Genomic DNA, 16,012 nt, shown 5'->3' on the forward strand with positions numbered 1-16,012 from the left:
GCGATGCCACACGACATTCAATTCGCCGACGGCGCAGCGCCGTTCTCCCAGACGCAGCAATTCCACGACATCAAGAATGCCGCGCACGAGCACTTGCTGACGCGCATCGAAGAACTGGGCGCGGAGTTCGGCCGATGGTCCCGCCAGGCGATCAACCAGTTTGTCGATCTCGAGATCGACAGCTTCGTGCGCCTGCGCCGCATTCCGCTCAACGAGAACGAGGTGCGTACGATCGCCGAGGCGTTGACGAAGGAACTCGCGGGCTTCGGGCCGATCGAGGACCTGCTCGCGGACCCGGCCGTCGAGGACATCCTGATCAACGGCTACAACGACGTGTACGTGTCGCGTCACGGGATCCTCGCGAAGCTGCCGGTGCGTTTTACCGACAACGCGCATCTGCTGCGGATCGTGCGACGAATCCTTGCGCCGATCGGTCGCCGTCTCGACGAATCGAACCCGATGGTCGACGCGCGGCTACCCGACGGTGGTCGCGTGAACGTCGTGATCGAGCCGCTGTCGATCGACGGGCCGGTCGTGTCGATCCGGAAATTCCGCAAGGATCCGCTGAAGCCGTCCGACCTGCTCGGCAACGGGACCTTCAACGAAGAGATCAACACGCTGCTTCAGGCAGCGGTCGAGGCACGCTGCAACATTCTCGTGTCGGGCGGGACGAGTTCCGGCAAGACGTCGTTGCTCAATGCGCTCGCATTCCACATTCCCGAGATCGAACGTGTCGTGACGATCGAGGATACGGCGGAGTTGTCGCTGAACCACCCGCACGTCGTGCGGCTCGAGAGCCGTCCGGGCGGATTCGATGGCACCGGTGTCGTGTCGATTCGCGACCTGCTGCGCAATACGTTGCGGATGCGCCCGGACCGGATCATCGTCGGTGAAGTGCGCGGCGGTGAAGTGCTGGAAATGCTGCAGGCGATGAACACGGGTCACGACGGCTCGATGGGCACCGTGCACGCGAGCTCGCCGCGCGAGTGCCTGTACCGTCTCGAGATGCTGGCCGGCTTTGCGGGCTTCCAGGGCACCGAGTCGAGCCTGCGCCGGCAGATCGCGAACGCGATCGACTTCATCGTGCAGATCGGGCGCCTGTCGAACGGCCGGCGGCGGATCCTGTCGATCACCGAAGTGACCGGTCTGTCCGACAACATCATCGCAACGCAGGAGCTTTATCGCTACGAGGCGCGCGTGACGGCGGAGGGCGAGGAAGTCGACCACTGGGAAACGCTGGGCATTCATCCGCACTCGCCGAAGCTTGCGCGCTTCCGTCAGGCGTTGACGAGCGGTGGGTTCGGGGAGAGCGGGTTCGGTGGCGGCTTCGGCGGTGGGTTCGGCCGTGGCGGCGGGGGCTTCAATGTATAGCGCGATGGTATGGGTGCTGGCGATCGCGATGCTGTGCGTCGCGGCCGCGATGATGCTGTGGCGGCACGCGGAGACCCGGCGCGTGCGGACCGATGCGAAGCGTTTCATCGACAGCCGGCTCGAGCCGGGCGCGCGCGCCGGTGTCGCGGCGCAGGCGGCAAGGCCGGCGGCAGCCGGTGCGACGCGCGTCGTACCGCAGCCGGGTGCAGCACGAAATGCCTCGTCCGACGCATTCTGGGCGCACTGGTACGCGACGGCATCCGAGTATCTGTCGAACCTCGCGAGCCGCGCGGGAATCGAGGATGCGCGCGGCAAGACGCTTGTTGCGCTCGCTGCGCTTGTCGCGGTTGCGTTCATCGCCGGCAGCCGCGGCGGTGTACTGGCGTGCTTTGCGGCAATCACTTGCGGAAGCGCGATGCTCGGCGTCTGGCTCGCGTCGCGGATCCAGCGGCGGCGCTTGAAGATCGTCCGGCAGATCCCGTCGTTCCTGGACGGGATCGTGCGTCTGGTGACGCTCGGCAACAGCGTGCCGGCCGCGTTCCAGGCGGCGCTGCTGACGACCGAGGAGCCGCTGCGCGGCTGTCTCGATCTCGTATCGCGCATGCTGCGCGGCGGCATTGAGATCGATCGCGCGATGATGCACATCGCCAAGATCTACCGCACCGAAGAGTTCGAACTCGTGGGCTCGGTGCTGCGCTTGTCCGTCAAATACGGCGGCCGGGCCGATGTGATGCTGGAGCGCATGGCCGTGTTCATGCGTGACCTGGAGCAGGCGGAGCGCGAGTTGACCGCGATGTCGTCGGAAACGCGATTGTCGGCGTTCGTCCTCGTCATGCTGCCGATCGCGATCGCCAGCTTTGTCGTGATGACCAATCCCAAGTACCTGCACGGGATGTGGAACGATCCGAGCGGACGGACGCTCCTCACGATCGCGTTTCTGATGCAATTGGCCGGCAGCGTATGGCTGTATCGAATGGCTCGGCTCAGGTGAGGCTATGACAGCGACTCAAATCGGAGCGATTGCGTTGGCGGTGGGGGCGCTCGGGGTGCTGCTGCTCGGCATGGTGGCGATGCTGCGCGCGAGTGCGGCGACGCGCGCCGAACGTGCGCTGGTGGATGCGCTGGACCGGCGCATGGCCACGCTCGAGGCAGCGAAAGCGCGGACCGCACCGGACGGCGACGCGGCGGCGAAGCCCGACGTGCGCCGTCAGCGCGTCGAGCGTTTCCTCGATCGGCTGTCAGCCGCGGGCGTGCGCTGGCTCGATACCGGGCTCGGCAAATACGCGGTCGCGGAAGAGGATCGCCGCCTGCTCGAGCAATGCGGCTACGTCGACGCGCGCACACGCGGGCTGTTCCTGAGTGCGCGGGTCGCGTGCGGGACCGGGTTGCCGTTGCTGTTCGCAATCTTCGCGAGCGGGCGCGTGAAGGGCGGTATCTGGATGGTCGGCATGTTCGCCGTCTTCGGGCTCGGCTTCATGCTGCCGAAGCTCTATGTGCAGCGTCGTGCGGCGGCGCGCCGGCAGAGCGTGGTCGACGAACTTCCGTTGCTCGTCGACATGTTGCGCTTGCTGCAAGGCGTCGGGTTGTCGCTCGATCAGAGCCTTCAGGTCGTGACGAACGATTTTCGCGGAATGATGCCGGTGCTGTCATCGGAGATGGGGATCGCGCAGCGCCAGTTCGCGGCGGGCCGTACGCGCGAGCAGTCGCTGCAGCGGTTGTCCGGCGGATTCGACAATGAGGATTTGCGCGCGATCGTGCGTTTGATGATCCAGGTCGACAAGCACGGTGGTGCGGTTCAAGAGCCGCTCAAGCAGTTCGGAGACCGTCTGCGTGAGACGCGCCGGGCGATGCTGCGCGAGCGGATCGGGCGATTGACCGTGAAGATGACAGGTGTGATGGTGTTGACGCTGTTGCCTGCGCTGTTGATCGTGACGGCGGGGCCCGGCATGCTGGCGGTGATGCGTGCGTTGTCGTCGCATCATTGAAGGATGGAAGGAAAAACGATGAAGCGGATCGGCGGAATGGTGACACGGGCGGGCGCGGTGGCGGCGGTGCTGCTGCTGGGTGCGTGCGCGACCAAGGATAGCGGTTATGGCGTGAACGCGCAGACGGAGCGCGCTGCGCTGATACAGGCGGCCGACCGGAAGGAAGCCGTGCCGGACACGCCGGGCATGTACCTCGGTCTGATCCAGCGGATGCAGTCGCAAGGGCTCTATTTCGCGTCGCTTGCGCATATCGATGCGTACGAAAAGACCTATGCCCCCGTGCCGGAGTCGATCCTGCTGCGTGCAGACGCGTTGCGGATGACAGACCAACCGGCCGCGAGTGCGGCCTCCTACACGCAGTTGCTGAAAACGCCGCTCGCGGCGCGCGGCTATCGAGGTCTCGGGCTGCTCGCGGGTGCTGCGGGTGATTTCGAGCGTGCGGCGCAGTCGCTGACGCAGGCTTCGGAACTCGCGCCAACCGATGCGTCGATGCTGTCCGATCTCGCCTACGCAAAGTTGCGCAGCGGCGATGTCGTCGGGGCGCGCGTGCCATTGATGAAGGCTGCGGAGCTGGAGCAGCGCAATCCGAAAATCGTCAGCAACCTCGTGCTTTACCTGTTTGCAGCAGGCCGCGCGCAGGACGCGCAACGGCTGATGAACCAGCAGCATCTGTCGGCGGATGTCCGCAAGGACATCGTCAGCGATGCCGCGAAGATTGCGGCCGCGGCGCGTGCGCAGCAACGCGCGGTTGCGACGCCGCCGGTCGTGTCACGACGCGCTACCGCCGCGCCGATTACGCCGATGGCGAACAATTTTGGCTACGATCAGACCGTGCCGTTGCTGCAACGGTTTGCACAATGAACACGCACCGGGGGAACGACATGAACGATAACCAACAGCATCGCGGCGTGCGCGCGGGACGGATTGCGGCGTTGGCCGCGGTCTTCTGCGCGGTGACCGGTTCCGCCGCAGCGTATGGGCAAGAGTCGGTGACGGCGGGCGCGTCCGATGTCGGCCGGTCGACCCGGGACTGGCTCACGATGCAGCGCGATAATCGCGCGTCGGCGCCCGCGCAGCCGTTGCTCGGTGACGTGGCCTCGCTTGTCTACCAGCGCTACCTCGACTCGTTCAAGAACAAGATTCCGAATTCGATGAGCTCGCAGTTGGGTTCCGCCGGCGGCATGTCGGGCGGTGGCGGTCAAGGCATGCAGTAAGCGGGACGGCGATGCGCGCAGATCAGCCACACATAGCGCGGCGGCAGCGCCAGCGCGGCACCATTGCGGTCATGGCCGCGATCTGGGTGTCGGTTGCGTTCATCATGCTGGGTGCGATCGATATCGGGCATTTTTATTCCGAGCGCCGCAGCATGCAGGCGGCCGCCGATCTGGCCGCGCTCTCGGCCGTGTCGCAAATCAGCGCCGATTCGACCTGCACGGCGGCGACGACCGCCGCCAATCGAATCGCGAACCCCGCATCGAATCCGCTGCCGGTCAACTCGACCGTCTCCGTGACGTGCGGCGTCTGGAATGCACCTCAAGGCAGTGGCAGTCCGCTGTTTACGCCGACTTCGGGCGCGACGACCAACGGTCAATGCGCGGGCTTGTCGTCCGGGACGGTCAACGCCCAATCGGTCGGCGCTGTATGCGTAACGGTTTCCGAGCCGATCTCGGGCCTCTTCACAAACGGGGTGACCGTCAGCGGGGCAGCAATCGCCAAGAGCGTGCCAACCGATACCTTCACGCTGACCACGTCGCTGGCGGCGTTGAACGGCGGACTGGCCAATCAGTTGCTGCAGGCGTTGCTGGGTACGCCCAATCCGTTGAATCTGCAACTCGTCGACTATCAAGGGCTCGCGCAAGTCAACCTGAAGCTCGCCGGCATTCTCGCCAATCTGCCGGTCGGCACGAGCACGTCCGTGCTGAACGGCACCGTGACGCTGGGTCAACTGGCCAACGCGGCAATCCAGGCGGCGACGCAGCAGAACCTGGTCGGCGTGAACCTGAACGTGCTGAACGCCATCGTCGCCGCGCTCTGTTCCGGCAGCGTATGCGGTGGCCCGCAAATCGCGCTCGGTCAGTTGGTTTCCGCCGCAACCGCGACGGGAACCTCGGCCGTCAACGCCAGCGTCAATGCGCTCGGTCTGCTGTCGACGGCGCTGCAGCTCGCGAACGGCACGAACTCGGTCAGCATTCCGAGTGTCACGGTCCAGACGCCGACCTTGCTCGCACCGTTGCTCAACGTGACCGTGTCCGGCTCCGTCAAGCTGGGGGCGAATCCGCCGTCCACCGCAAGCGGTCCGCCCGGGCCGGCGAATTGCGGGACGTCCAATTGCACGACCAACACGTCGACCGCGCAGGGGAACGTGTTCCTCAATACGTCGATCTCGCTGTTGTCGACGTGCTCGAACGGCGGGCTGGTCTTTCCGGGCGGCAGTTGCTCGTCCGGCACGGCGACGCCGCTTGCAGCGGTGCAATTGCCGGTCACGGCCTATGTGGCGCCGGCGACGGCGGGCCTGATGTCCGTCACCTGCACCGCGGACGGAACGAAAAGCGCGACGGTGAACGTGCAGACCGGGGTCGTGGCCGTCTACATCGGCGGCACGGCGAATACACCGATCAATCTCAATGCGCCGAGCGGCTATACGACCGGCAGCGGAACGCCGATCACGCTGGTATCCGTGAACCTGCAGAGCCTGCTCAACCTGCTGGGCCTCAATGCCGTGACCTCGGCGCTCAATGTGCTGACGCTGGGGCTGATCAACCTGAATCAGATCTCCGTCAATATCAGTCTGAAGCCAGGGCAGTTGACGGTTCCGGTTGCCAATCAAACGGCGACTCCGTTGACGTTCACGTATCCCGGCCCGGGTTCATCCGCTTCGCCGAGTCCGGCGTCACCGTACATGCTGGGCACGGGAACGGACCAGTTCCTGTCGCCTGCGGTTCAGGGTATCGTCGGCAGCGGCCTGTCGGTCTCCGTGTCGGCAGCCGGCGGATTGGCTGGCGTGCTGGCCGGCATCTTGAACCCGTTGCTGGATATCCTGACCGGCCCGCTTCTGACTGCGTTGGGAAGCACGCTCGTCCCGCTCCTCCTGCAACCGATCGATTCGCTCCTGACCTCGGTCACGGGCCTGCTTGGTCTCAGCCTGGGGAACGCCTATGTCACGAACACACCGGACTCGATCAAATGCGGCAATCCCATGCTTGTTCAATAAATGCCTGAGCGTTCCGTTACCGAAGCGGGCGGTGTCGATGCCGTCCGTAACCGGTCACTGACCTGCAATGCCGAGCAACTCGTCAATTACTGAAGCCGTACCCGAAACATGAGAACCACGCCCGCAATCGAAGAGCTCGACCTGTACGTCTGGGAAGGCAAGGCGGACATTGTCGACCGCGTCGCCCGGTGCATGGCGAGCTTCGACGTCGAAGTGATCCGCGCCGACAACGCGGAGATCTCGCCCGAGCGCGCCGCATTGCGGCCGTCGCTCGCGATCATCAGCGTGACGATGATCGAAGGCGGCGCCGCGTTCCTGCGCGACTGGCAGGCCAACATCGGCATGCCGGTGGTCTGGGTCGGCGCGGCGCGCGACCACGACGCGTCGCAATATCCGCCCGATTATTCGCACATCCTGCCGCTCGACTTCACGTGCGCCGAGCTGCGCGGCATGATCGGCAAGCTCGTCACGCAGCTGCGTGCGCACTCGGCCGAAACGTCGCAGCCGTCCGAACTCGTCGCGCACTCCGAATCGATGCAGGCGCTGCTGCATGAAGTCGATACCTTCGCCGATTGCGACACCAACGTGCTGCTGCACGGCGAAACCGGCGTCGGCAAGGAACGCATCGCGCAACTGCTGCACGAAAAGCATTCGCGTTACCGGCACGGCGAATTCGTGCCGGTGAACTGTGGCGCGATTCCCGACGGCCTGTTCGAATCGCTGTTCTTCGGTCATGCGAAAGGATCGTTCACGGGCGCGGTTGTTGCGCATAAAGGCTATTTCGAGCAGGCGGCCGGCGGCACGCTGTTTCTCGACGAAGTCGGCGATCTGCCGCTGTACCAGCAGGTCAAGCTGCTGCGCGTGCTCGAGGATGGCGCGGTGCTGCGAGTGGGAGCGACTGCGCCGATCAAGGTCGATTTCCGGCTGGTCGCGGCGAGCAACAAGAAGTTGCCGCAGCTCGTGAAGGAAGGGCTGTTCCGCGCCGATCTCTACTACCGGCTCGCGGTGATCGAGCTGAGCATTCCGTCGCTGGAAGAGCGCGGCGCCGTCGACAAGATCGCGCTGTTCAAGTCGTTCGTCGCCCAGGTCGTCGGCGAGGAGCGGCTCGCGGAGCTGTCGGACCTGCCGTACTGGCTGACGGATTCGGTCGCGGACAGTTACTTCCCCGGCAACGTGCGCGAATTGCGCAACCTCGCCGAGCGCGTCGGCGTGACGGTGCGGCAGACGGGCGGGTGGGATGCCGCGCGGCTGCAGCGGCTGATCGCGCACGCGCGCAGTTCGGCCCAGCCGGTACCGGTGGAGAGCGCGGCCGAGGTGTTCGTCGATCGCAGCAAGTGGGACATGAACGAGCGCAACCGCGTCATTGCCGCGCTCGACGCAAACGGTTGGCGCCGTCAGGATACGGCGCAGCAACTCGGCATCAGCCGCAAGGTACTGTGGGAAAAAATGCGCAAATATCAGATCTTCGACGAAGAACCCGAGACACGCGAAAGCGAGTAATTAATGCGATAAAATCGCGCTGAATCACAACGACTCGGGCGGGAATAAAACTTCATGAGCCATATGACGGGGTTGGGGCGGGTGAGCGTGTTGCTTGCCCTGGTGGGAGGCATGCAGGGCGCTTTCGCGCAAGGGCTGGCCGGCAGCGATTCGCCGGCGGTACAGCAGGCGTCGGCGCCGGTAGCAGCGATTCCGGCGATCGATTCGCAGGCCCAGACGTCGCTGCAGCCGCAAGCGGGCGAGACGACGGGGCCGAGCACGGTCGACGATCTGCAGCGCCAGATCCAGGCGCACTCGCTGACGGAAATGCGCACGAGCTACAACGGCAGCTACGGCGCGAGCCTGCTGTTCAATGTGAAGGACGGTGCGTACTTCGTCGCGCTGTTCCAGCAGAAGGCGTTCTGGCGCGTGATCAAGACGTACGACGAAACGCGCGCGGAAGCGATCTATCGCGATTTCTCGCGCCAGGCGGAGCGGTTGGCCGTCAACGAACTGCGGGCGGCGAAGCTGGAATCGCAGAAGGCGCAATTGGACAAGCAGCTCGAGGTCACGCAGGATCGCGCACGACGCCTGCAGGCCGACATCTCGATCGCACGCCAGCAGCAGGCGGCGGTCGCGGATCGCCAGAAGAGCGTTCGCAGCGAGACGGCGGCATTGCAGGCGCAACAAGCCGAACTCCAGTCGCAATTGCGCGCGTTGCAGCAGCAGGTGCGTTCGTTGCAGCGTGAGGCCGACGCGGGCCTGCCGACGTCGGCACGCTGAACCCGGCGGCGGTGCGGCGACATGCCGCGCCGGCTGCACAAGCGAAAAGGGCAAGCCGGTTGGCTTGCCCTTTTGTTTTACTGGCCGTCCGGCACGATCCGCCGGCGGCGTGTGACGATCACCGGACCGTTGCCGCCGCGTGTATCCGGCGACGACGTGTTGCCGGAGGCATCGCCGCTGTCGCGCGGCGCGCCATAGCTCTCGCGCGGTTCACGGGGTTCGCGCGGGGCGCCGTAGCCTTCGCGCGGCTCACGCGAGCCATAACCTTCACGCGGTTCGCGGGAGCCGTAGCCGCCGCCGTCGCCACGCGATTCGCGCGGGCCGCCGTGCGAGCCGTACGGGCTGTGACCGCCGCCTTCACGACCGCCGGGGCGGCCGCCGGTGCGCGGCCCGCGGGGGCCGCCGCCGCCCGGGCGCGAGCCGCCCGTGTCGAGCTGGATGGTGGAAATCGCGCGCTTGTAGATGCCTTGCAGACCCACGGGGGTGCGCAGCATCACCAGGTACTGGTCGAACGACTCGATACACCCCGTCAGACGAATGCCGTTGACGAGATAGATTTCAACGCGCTTACGTTCCTTGCGCGCCGAATTGATGAAGTCGTTTTGCGGATGGGATTCTGCGGGATTGGCCATTGAGGTGCGGCAGGAGCCTGCGTCAGAGAATATGTTGTGCGTGTGTGTGGCGTGTTCGTCCACAAGGTGTTTGGCGGGATTCTACCCTGTTCAATAGGGAAGCGCGCAGTCGTGATTGTGTCGAACCGTAACCCACTATAGACGTTCCAGCGCATTTTCGCGATTCGGCCGAATGGCCGAAGCCGTTTCGTTACGTCGCGTTACGACTCTCGCAGCGCCGTATCACCTCGCCGCGTGCGGTGCGCTTACATTGGCCGCGCGAGCCGGGCAGGCCGGCGTACCAGGGGTGCAGAACATGAACACGAGGCAATGGGCGGGGTGGGTCGGGGGTGTGGCGTTGCTGGCCTCCGGCAGTGCAATGGCGCATGTCGACCTGTCGGTCGGCATCGGCGTGCCGGTCGCGCCGGTCTATGTCGAGCCGGCACCGGTCTATGTGGCGCCGCAGCCGGCCGTCGTCGCCTATCCGGGCTACGGATACGGCTACTACGGCGATGACGACGACGACCGCTACCGGAAGTGGCGCAAGCACTATGACAAGCATTGGCGCAAGCACCACGGCGACGACGACGATTGATCCCGACTTCAGCCGCGCCGGCGCGAATCAGAATGCGTAGTCGGGGTTTTTCGGGTCAAATGCGGTGTCGTCGAGCGTGGCCGGCGCGATTTTCTCGATGACGATCCGCTCGAAGATCCTGCCGTCGTTGTCATAGGACTCGACGGTCCGGAAATAGGGCGCGTGCAGGTCGAGCCCGAGGACTTCCTTTTTCGCATAGAACTGCGGCCGGCCGGTCGGCGTCTCGTAGGTGAGCGCGACCACGCGCACGCCGCCGATCGATTTTGCCTCGATCTGGGTCGGTCGCTGCACGCCGGCTTCCAGGTACTTCTTCCCTTCGGTCAGGTACAGGTTCGTGATGAACTCGGTGCCGAGATCCTTCACCTGGTGATTCGACTGGGCACGCGCCAGCGCGCCGTCGAGCGACGTCCACAGCGGAATCTTGCCGAGCAGGCCGCCCAGGTGGCCATACATCTCGTCCTTGCGCTGCGTCGTGTCGTAGATGGTTTCCTGTCCCGCGTGCGCGCCGCCCGGCAGCCATTTCGCATAGACGCGCAGCGGCTCGCGGGTGGTCTTCACCAGCATGCGATCGGGCGTGTCGGACCATTTTCCGCTGATGCGCTCCTGGCGCACCATCGTGAACTGGTACGACGGATAGCCGTTCGGACCGTTACGGATATAGAGCGGCACGGCAAGCGGATCGAGCGCCTTGAAGAGCGCGGTGAGCGTCGCGTCGTCGAGCTGCGCGAGCGTGCCGCGCTGCGCGGCCGTGCGCAGCCAGCGTGCCTGTTGCACGAGCGGCTCGCGCGCGACTTTCGCCAGGTCCGCCGGCAATGCGGCCTCCTGCGCCGCACTCGCGGCATCGGCCGTTTCCTGCGCATGCAGGCCCGCGTGCGCGAGCGACAGCAGGCAGGCGACAGCCGCGGCGGCGGCATGTCGTGCGCGGCGCTTCATTCCTTCGTTCATCGACAGTGTCTCCCGGAGCGATGGATCGTTCAGCCTTGCTTCGCGGCCTTGATTTTGGCGAGCTCCTCGTCGCGCAGCGCGCGGCGCAGGATCTTGCCGACGTTCGTCTGCGGCAGCGCGTCGCGGAACTCGACGAATTTCGGCATCTTGTAGCCGGTCAGGTTCTTGCGGCAGTGCGCGAGCACGTCGTCGACCGTCAGCGACGGGTCGCGGCGCACGACGAACACCTTGATCCGTTCGCCCTGGACTTCGTCCGGAATGCCGATCGCCGCCGCCTCGCTGATGCCCGGATGCATCACGAGCACTTCCTCGATCTCGTTCGGATACACGTTGAAACCCGACACGAGGATCATGTCCTTCTTGCGGTCGATCAGGCGGATGAAGCCGCGTTCGTCCATCACGCCGATGTCGCCGGTGCCGAGCCAGCCGTCGGCGTCGAGCACCTTGGCGGTCTCGTCGGGGCGCTGCCAGTAGCCGCGCATCACCTGCGGGCCGTGCACGCACAGTTCGCCCGGCTCGCCGACGGGCGCCCAGGTGCCGTCCTCGCGGCGAAAGCGCACGGAGGTGGATGGCGCGGGCAGCCCGATCGAGCCGCTGAACGCGGCCATGTCGTTCAGGTCCACGGGGTTCATCGTGACGATCGGCGAGCACTCGGTGAGCCCGTAGCCCTCGACGACCGGCCGGCCCGTCACCTGCTGGAAGCGCTCCGCGACCGCGCGTTGCATCGCCATCCCGCCGGCCATCGCAAGCTTGAGCTTCGAGAAGTCGCGCTTGCGGAATTCCTCGTTGTCGAGGAACGCGTTGTACAGCGTGTTGATGCCGGTGATCCCCGTGAACGTTTCGTTGCGGATGATCTTCATCACCATCTTCATGTCGCGCGGGTTCGCGATCAGGATGTTGCGTCCGCCCAGTCCCATGAAGATGAACGCGTTCACCGTCAGCGAATAGATGTGATACAGCGGCAGCGGCGTGAGCACGGTCTCGACGTCGCCCGACACCTGGTCGGCGATCCACGCCTTCGCCTGCAGCAGGTTCGCGATCAGGTTGCCGTGCGTGAGCATCGCGCCTTTCGCGACCCCGGTCGTGCCGCCCGTGTATTGCAGGAACGCGAGGTCGTCGCGCGTCGTCTGCACGGGCTGCGGCTTGCCGCGCGCGCCGAGCGCGAGGGCGGAGCGCAGCCGGATGGCCTGCGGCAGGTGGTAGGCCGGCACGAGCTTCTTCACGTGCTTCAGCACGAAATTGATCAGGCGTCCTTTCGCATTGAAACCGTCGGCGAGCAGGTCGCCGAGTGCTGTGACGACGATGTGCTTCACCTGCGTTTCAGGCAGCGCGTCCTGCAGCGTGCGTGCGAAGTTCTCGAATACGACGATCGTCTGCGCGCCGCTGTCCTTCAGCTGGTGCGCGAGTTCGCGCACGGTGTAGAGCGGATTGACGTTGACGACGATCGCACCAGCCTTCAGCGTGCCGAACAGCGCGACCGGGTACTGGAACGTATTCGGCAGCATGATCGCGACGCGATCGCCCGGCTTCACGCCGAGGCTTTGCAGGTACGACGCGAATGCGTCGACCTTCCGCGCGAGCGTGCGGTAGGTCATCGACGCGCCGGCGCTCACGTATGCGACGCGGTCGGCGAAGCGGGTCGTGCATTCGTCGAAGAACTGCACGAGCGACGCGTATTGCGTGACGTCGATGTCGTGCGGGACGCCGGGCGGATATGACGCGTACCAGATGCCGTCGGTGTTCGGCGGGATCTGGGCCGTCGTGGTTGCTGCGGAAGATGACATGACGTGTCTCCGGTCTTTGCTTTCGGCGAGGGCGGGCGCTTCGGCGCCTGCCCATGCCCCGTGCTTCGCGGTCGATCGGCGCGGGCGCCTCGACGCCCCGCCTGACCGCGCGTATCAATCAAATCGTGAACAGGAAGCCGCGCGTGGCCTCGCGCGCTCAGTTCGCGGAATGCAGCGTCGCCGTGCCGGCGCTCGTCGCGCCCGATTGCGGCAGCCCGAACGCTTCGCTCGCGCCCGCGTCGTCGAGTACCGCGGCGAAGATCGACAACTGCGCGCTGTCGGGCATCGGCGCCTTCAGCGCGGCGACGATCAGCGACGACAGCCGCGCGATCATCTGTACGTCGTTCATCGTGCGGCCTTGCGAGAATTCGTCGATCAGGCTCTCCGTTTCGGCGCCGGCGAGCGCGCCGGACAACGCGCCGATCGCGAAATGCAGCCGCCAGCCGAGCTCGGTGCGCGGCAGGTGCGGCAGCGCGCGCTGGAATGCGTCGAAGAAGCGGCCCGCGACGCTCGCGTAGTGGGCGGTCAGGAAGTTGCGTACGAACGGCGACGGATCGGTATAGGCGCGCCCGATCAGCCGGAGGAACCCGGGCCCGCCGCGTTCCGGGTTGCGCGACGCCTTCAGCGCGGGGATGAACATCGCGCCGAGCACGTGCTCGCAGGTGATGTGCGTGCCGAGTTGCGCATCGAAGCGGTCGAGGATACCGAGGCGTTCCTGGTTGAGCTGGTCGAGCCGGCGCGACAGCATCGCGTGGATCAGCGCCTCCTTGCTGCCGAAGTGGTAGTTGACCGCGGCGAGATTGACCGCCGCGCGCGACGTGATCTGCCGCATCGACATCGCCTCGAAGCCATGCTCGATAAAAAGGTCCTCGGCCGCATCGAGGATGCGCGCCTTCGTCCCGCCGGTCTGCCGCGTGCCGGATGACCGTGCCCCGGACGGCCGTCCCGCGGATGGTCGCCCCTCCTGACTTACTGCCATGTTCCGCCTCCCATGCCGGTTTCCCGGCCGCGAACAGGTGATTTGATTATCTGATTCAAACAGTCGTTTTTATTAAGATAAAAAAACGCGGGCACGGCGGGCAAGCGGGGAATCTGGACAAATTCCTCTAGTTCGATGTGCGAATGCGGAAAGTGCGACGCGCGGCCCCGGCCTGGCGGGGCGCGCGCGATGGTGCGATGCGCAAACGTGCGGATTCAGCCGACGGTGCTACGCGTATTGACCGATTGCGTCATGTCGATGCCGCGCCGTTCGCGGCTGAACAGGATCAGCACGGCGATCACGACCGCGACGGTGCCGGCCACGAGCGCAAGCGCGAGGCTGTAGTTGTTGCCGTGCGAAACGGCGAGCGACGCCTGCATCGTCGCGTTGCCGGACGCGAGCAGGTTGCCGAGCTGATAGACGACACCGGGAAAGGTTGCCCGGATTTCGTCGGGCGAGATCTCGTTCAGGTGAACCGGGATCACGCCCCACGCGCCCTGGACCGAGATCTGCATCAGGAACGCACCGGCGGCGAGGGCAACCGGCCCGCTCGAGAATGCCCACAGCGGCAGCACGGGCAGCGCGATCAGTGCGGCGATGAAGATCGCGCGGCGCCGGCCGATCCGCTCCGAGATCGTGCCGAACGACAGGCCGCCGACGATCGCGCCGAGGTTCAGCACGATCGTGATCCACGACACGGTATGCGGGTCGAAGTGATGCTGTTCGCGCAGGAAGGTCGGGTAGAGATCCTGCGTGCCGTGCGAGAAGAAGTTGAACGCGGTCATCAGCACGATCGCGTAGACCGTGAGCTTCCAGTTCTGCTTCAGCGTGGCGCCGAGGCTCGGGCGCGGGCGCTTCTCCATCTGTTTCCATGCGGGCGATTCCGGCACGTGCGCCCGGACATACAGCACGAGCAGCGCGGGCAGCACCCCGATCATGAACATGCCGCGCCAGCCGATGTACTGGTAGAACAGGCCGAACACGACGGACGCGAGCAGGTAGCCGCTCGGATAACCGGCCTGCAAGAGCCCCGATACGAAGCCGCGCGCATGGGTCGGCACGGTCTCCATCGTCAGCGCGGAGCCGACACCCCATTCGCCGCCCATCGCGATGCCGAACAGCGCACGCAGCACGAGCAGCGCGGTGAGGCTCGGCGCGAAACCGGACGCGAGCTCGAGCAGCGAATAGCACGCGATGTTGACCATCAGCGTCGGGCGGCGGCCGAAGCGGTCGGCGAGCCGGCCGAAGATCAGCGCGCCGAGCGGGCGCATCGCAAGCGTCAGCGTGAGCGCGAACGCGACGGCGGGGATCGTCGACGCGAATTCCGCGGCGATGTCCTTCAGCACGAAAACCATCAGGAAAAAATCGAACGCATCGAGCGTCCAGCCCAGGTAGGCGGCGATCGTGACGTTGCGTTGTTCGCGGGTCCAGCTCATGTCCGGGGTCTCCTCGTTGGCTTGCGCGCTCGCGATATGCATGCGGATGCCGGCCCGGCATGCGCGCGGCGCGGGAGGCACTGATCGAGTGTAGGCCTCCGCGCCGCGCGATGTGGGGCGCGATAAGCCCGAATCGGGAATAATCCCTACGAAATGAACTGTTTCGGAAATGGCAACGAGGCGGCGCGAGCCAAGCGACAGGCGTCTGTATCATTCCGGAAGGCTTTTTGTATCAATTCTGTAATGCGCCCGATGCGCATCGTCACCGAATCAGGAGTCCGGATGAATCAACGTTCCGCCGCCGAATTGCCCGTGCTCGAAACCGACAGGCTGTGGCTGCGTCCGCGCGTGCTGGCCGACCTCGAGGCGTGCGTCGAGATGGATCGCGATCCGGAAGTCACGCGGCACATCGCGGGCCCGTGGCACGACCCCGACGCGCATCGCCGCTTCGTCACGCACCGGATCACGCGCGACTATCCGCCGGGCCTCGGCTACTGGTCGATCTTCGAGAAGGCCGCGCCCGACGCGTTCATCGGCTGGGTCCTGCTGATTCCCGACTACGCGGACGGCGCGCGCGACGTGGAGATCGGCTGGCGGCTCGTGCGTGCGGCCTGGGGGCGCGGCATCGCGAGCGAGGCTGCGCAAGCCCTCGTGCGTCACGCGTTCGACACCGTGCGCCTGCCGCGCGTGATCGCCGATATCGCGGAAGCCAACGGCGGCTCGCTGAACGTCGCGCGCAAGCTCGGGATGCAGCGCGTGAGCGTCGTGCACGATGGCATTCCTTACATTCGTCATCGTCTCGAACGCAACGACCTGCGCGCGTAGCGCCGTGT

At 65.6% G+C, this 16,012-nt stretch carries 15 protein-coding genes; 10 read left to right on the top strand and 5 right to left on the bottom strand.

All coding sequences use genetic code 11. The features are described from left to right. Positions 1-3: 3 nt before the first annotated feature. The 8 genes from AC1VVG_RS07855 to AC1VVG_RS07890 all read left to right on the top strand — a co-directional run bounded on the left by AC1VVG_RS07855 (position 4) and on the right by AC1VVG_RS07890 (position 8,829). Positions 4-1,371, top strand: coding sequence for a TadA family conjugal transfer-associated ATPase (locus AC1VVG_RS07855; RefSeq protein WP_034190121.1), 1,368 nt, complete (start codon positions 4-6; stop codon positions 1,369-1,371). Beyond that, positions 1,364-2,362: a type II secretion system F family protein gene (locus AC1VVG_RS07860; protein WP_034190120.1), complete on the top strand. Its 999-nt coding sequence runs from the start codon at positions 1,364-1,366 to the stop codon at positions 2,360-2,362. Before AC1VVG_RS07855 ends, AC1VVG_RS07860 begins: the two co-directional genes overlap by 8 nt. A 4-nt stretch (positions 2,363-2,366) precedes the next feature. Then, a complete protein-coding gene (locus AC1VVG_RS07865) occupies positions 2,367-3,356 on the top strand; it encodes a type II secretion system F family protein (RefSeq protein ID WP_034190119.1) in 990 nt (329 codons plus the stop codon). Between the two features lie 18 nt (positions 3,357-3,374). Continuing rightward, positions 3,375-4,217 (top strand): tetratricopeptide repeat protein, encoded by an 843-nt coding sequence (locus tag AC1VVG_RS07870; RefSeq protein ID WP_034190175.1) that lies wholly within the window; start codon positions 3,375-3,377, stop codon positions 4,215-4,217. Positions 4,218-4,237: 20 nt separating this feature from the next. Next, positions 4,238-4,570, top strand: a complete 333-nt coding sequence (locus AC1VVG_RS07875) for a DUF3613 domain-containing protein (protein ID WP_034190174.1) — start codon at positions 4,238-4,240, stop codon at positions 4,568-4,570. A 71-nt stretch (positions 4,571-4,641) separates the two neighbouring features. Then, complete coding sequence (locus AC1VVG_RS07880) at positions 4,642-6,567, top strand: pilus assembly protein TadG-related protein (RefSeq protein WP_059557813.1); 1,926 nt, start codon at positions 4,642-4,644, stop codon at positions 6,565-6,567. 108 nt (positions 6,568-6,675) lie between these two features. Next, positions 6,676-8,067 (top strand): sigma 54-interacting transcriptional regulator, encoded by a 1,392-nt coding sequence (locus tag AC1VVG_RS07885; protein WP_034190117.1) that lies wholly within the window; start codon positions 6,676-6,678, stop codon positions 8,065-8,067. A 54-nt stretch (positions 8,068-8,121) separates the two neighbouring features. Then, entirely contained in the window at positions 8,122-8,829 is a 708-nt protein-coding gene (locus tag AC1VVG_RS07890) for a DUF2968 domain-containing protein (protein WP_034190116.1), read from the top strand. A gap of 77 nt (positions 8,830-8,906) precedes the next feature. Here AC1VVG_RS07890 and hfq read toward each other — a convergent pair whose 3' ends face one another. After that, positions 8,907-9,461: an RNA chaperone Hfq gene (gene hfq, locus AC1VVG_RS07895; RefSeq protein ID WP_034190115.1), complete on the bottom strand. Its 555-nt coding sequence runs from the start codon at positions 9,459-9,461 to the stop codon at positions 8,907-8,909. Positions 9,462-9,756: 295 nt separating this feature from the next. On the opposite strand from hfq, the gene AC1VVG_RS07900 reads away from it, so the two are divergent. Further along, positions 9,757-10,035, top strand: coding sequence for a PXPV repeat protein (locus tag AC1VVG_RS07900; RefSeq protein WP_069705262.1), 279 nt, complete (start codon positions 9,757-9,759; stop codon positions 10,033-10,035). Between the two features lie 27 nt (positions 10,036-10,062). On the opposite strand, the gene AC1VVG_RS07905 is transcribed toward AC1VVG_RS07900, so the two are convergent. The 4 genes from AC1VVG_RS07905 to AC1VVG_RS07920 all read right to left on the bottom strand — a co-directional run bounded on the left by AC1VVG_RS07905 (position 10,063) and on the right by AC1VVG_RS07920 (position 15,179). Continuing rightward, positions 10,063-10,980 carry a DUF1571 domain-containing protein gene (locus tag AC1VVG_RS07905; protein WP_482835459.1) on the bottom strand — a complete coding sequence of 306 codons (918 nt, stop codon included), beginning with the start codon at positions 10,978-10,980 and terminating at the stop codon, positions 10,063-10,065. A gap of 29 nt (positions 10,981-11,009) precedes the next feature. Beyond that, the gene (locus tag AC1VVG_RS07910) at positions 11,010-12,764 is read right to left on the bottom strand and encodes an AMP-binding protein (protein ID WP_124608008.1); all 1,755 of its coding nucleotides are present in this window, start codon (positions 12,762-12,764) and stop codon (positions 11,010-11,012) included. 157 nt (positions 12,765-12,921) lie between these two features. Next, complete coding sequence (locus AC1VVG_RS07915; protein ID WP_482835460.1) at positions 12,922-13,743, bottom strand: TetR/AcrR family transcriptional regulator; 822 nt, start codon at positions 13,741-13,743, stop codon at positions 12,922-12,924. Positions 13,744-13,958: 215 nt separating this feature from the next. After that, the gene (locus tag AC1VVG_RS07920) at positions 13,959-15,179 is read right to left on the bottom strand and encodes an MFS transporter (protein ID WP_049031897.1); all 1,221 of its coding nucleotides are present in this window, start codon (positions 15,177-15,179) and stop codon (positions 13,959-13,961) included. Between the two features lie 282 nt (positions 15,180-15,461). Between AC1VVG_RS07920 and AC1VVG_RS07925 the strand changes: the two genes are divergently transcribed. Beyond that, positions 15,462-16,004 carry a GNAT family N-acetyltransferase gene (locus tag AC1VVG_RS07925; protein WP_049031896.1) on the top strand — a complete coding sequence of 181 codons (543 nt, stop codon included), beginning with the start codon at positions 15,462-15,464 and terminating at the stop codon, positions 16,002-16,004. Positions 16,005-16,012: the final 8 nt, after the last annotated feature.

The sequence above is a fragment of the Burkholderia sp. L-4 genome (assembly GCF_056856535.1).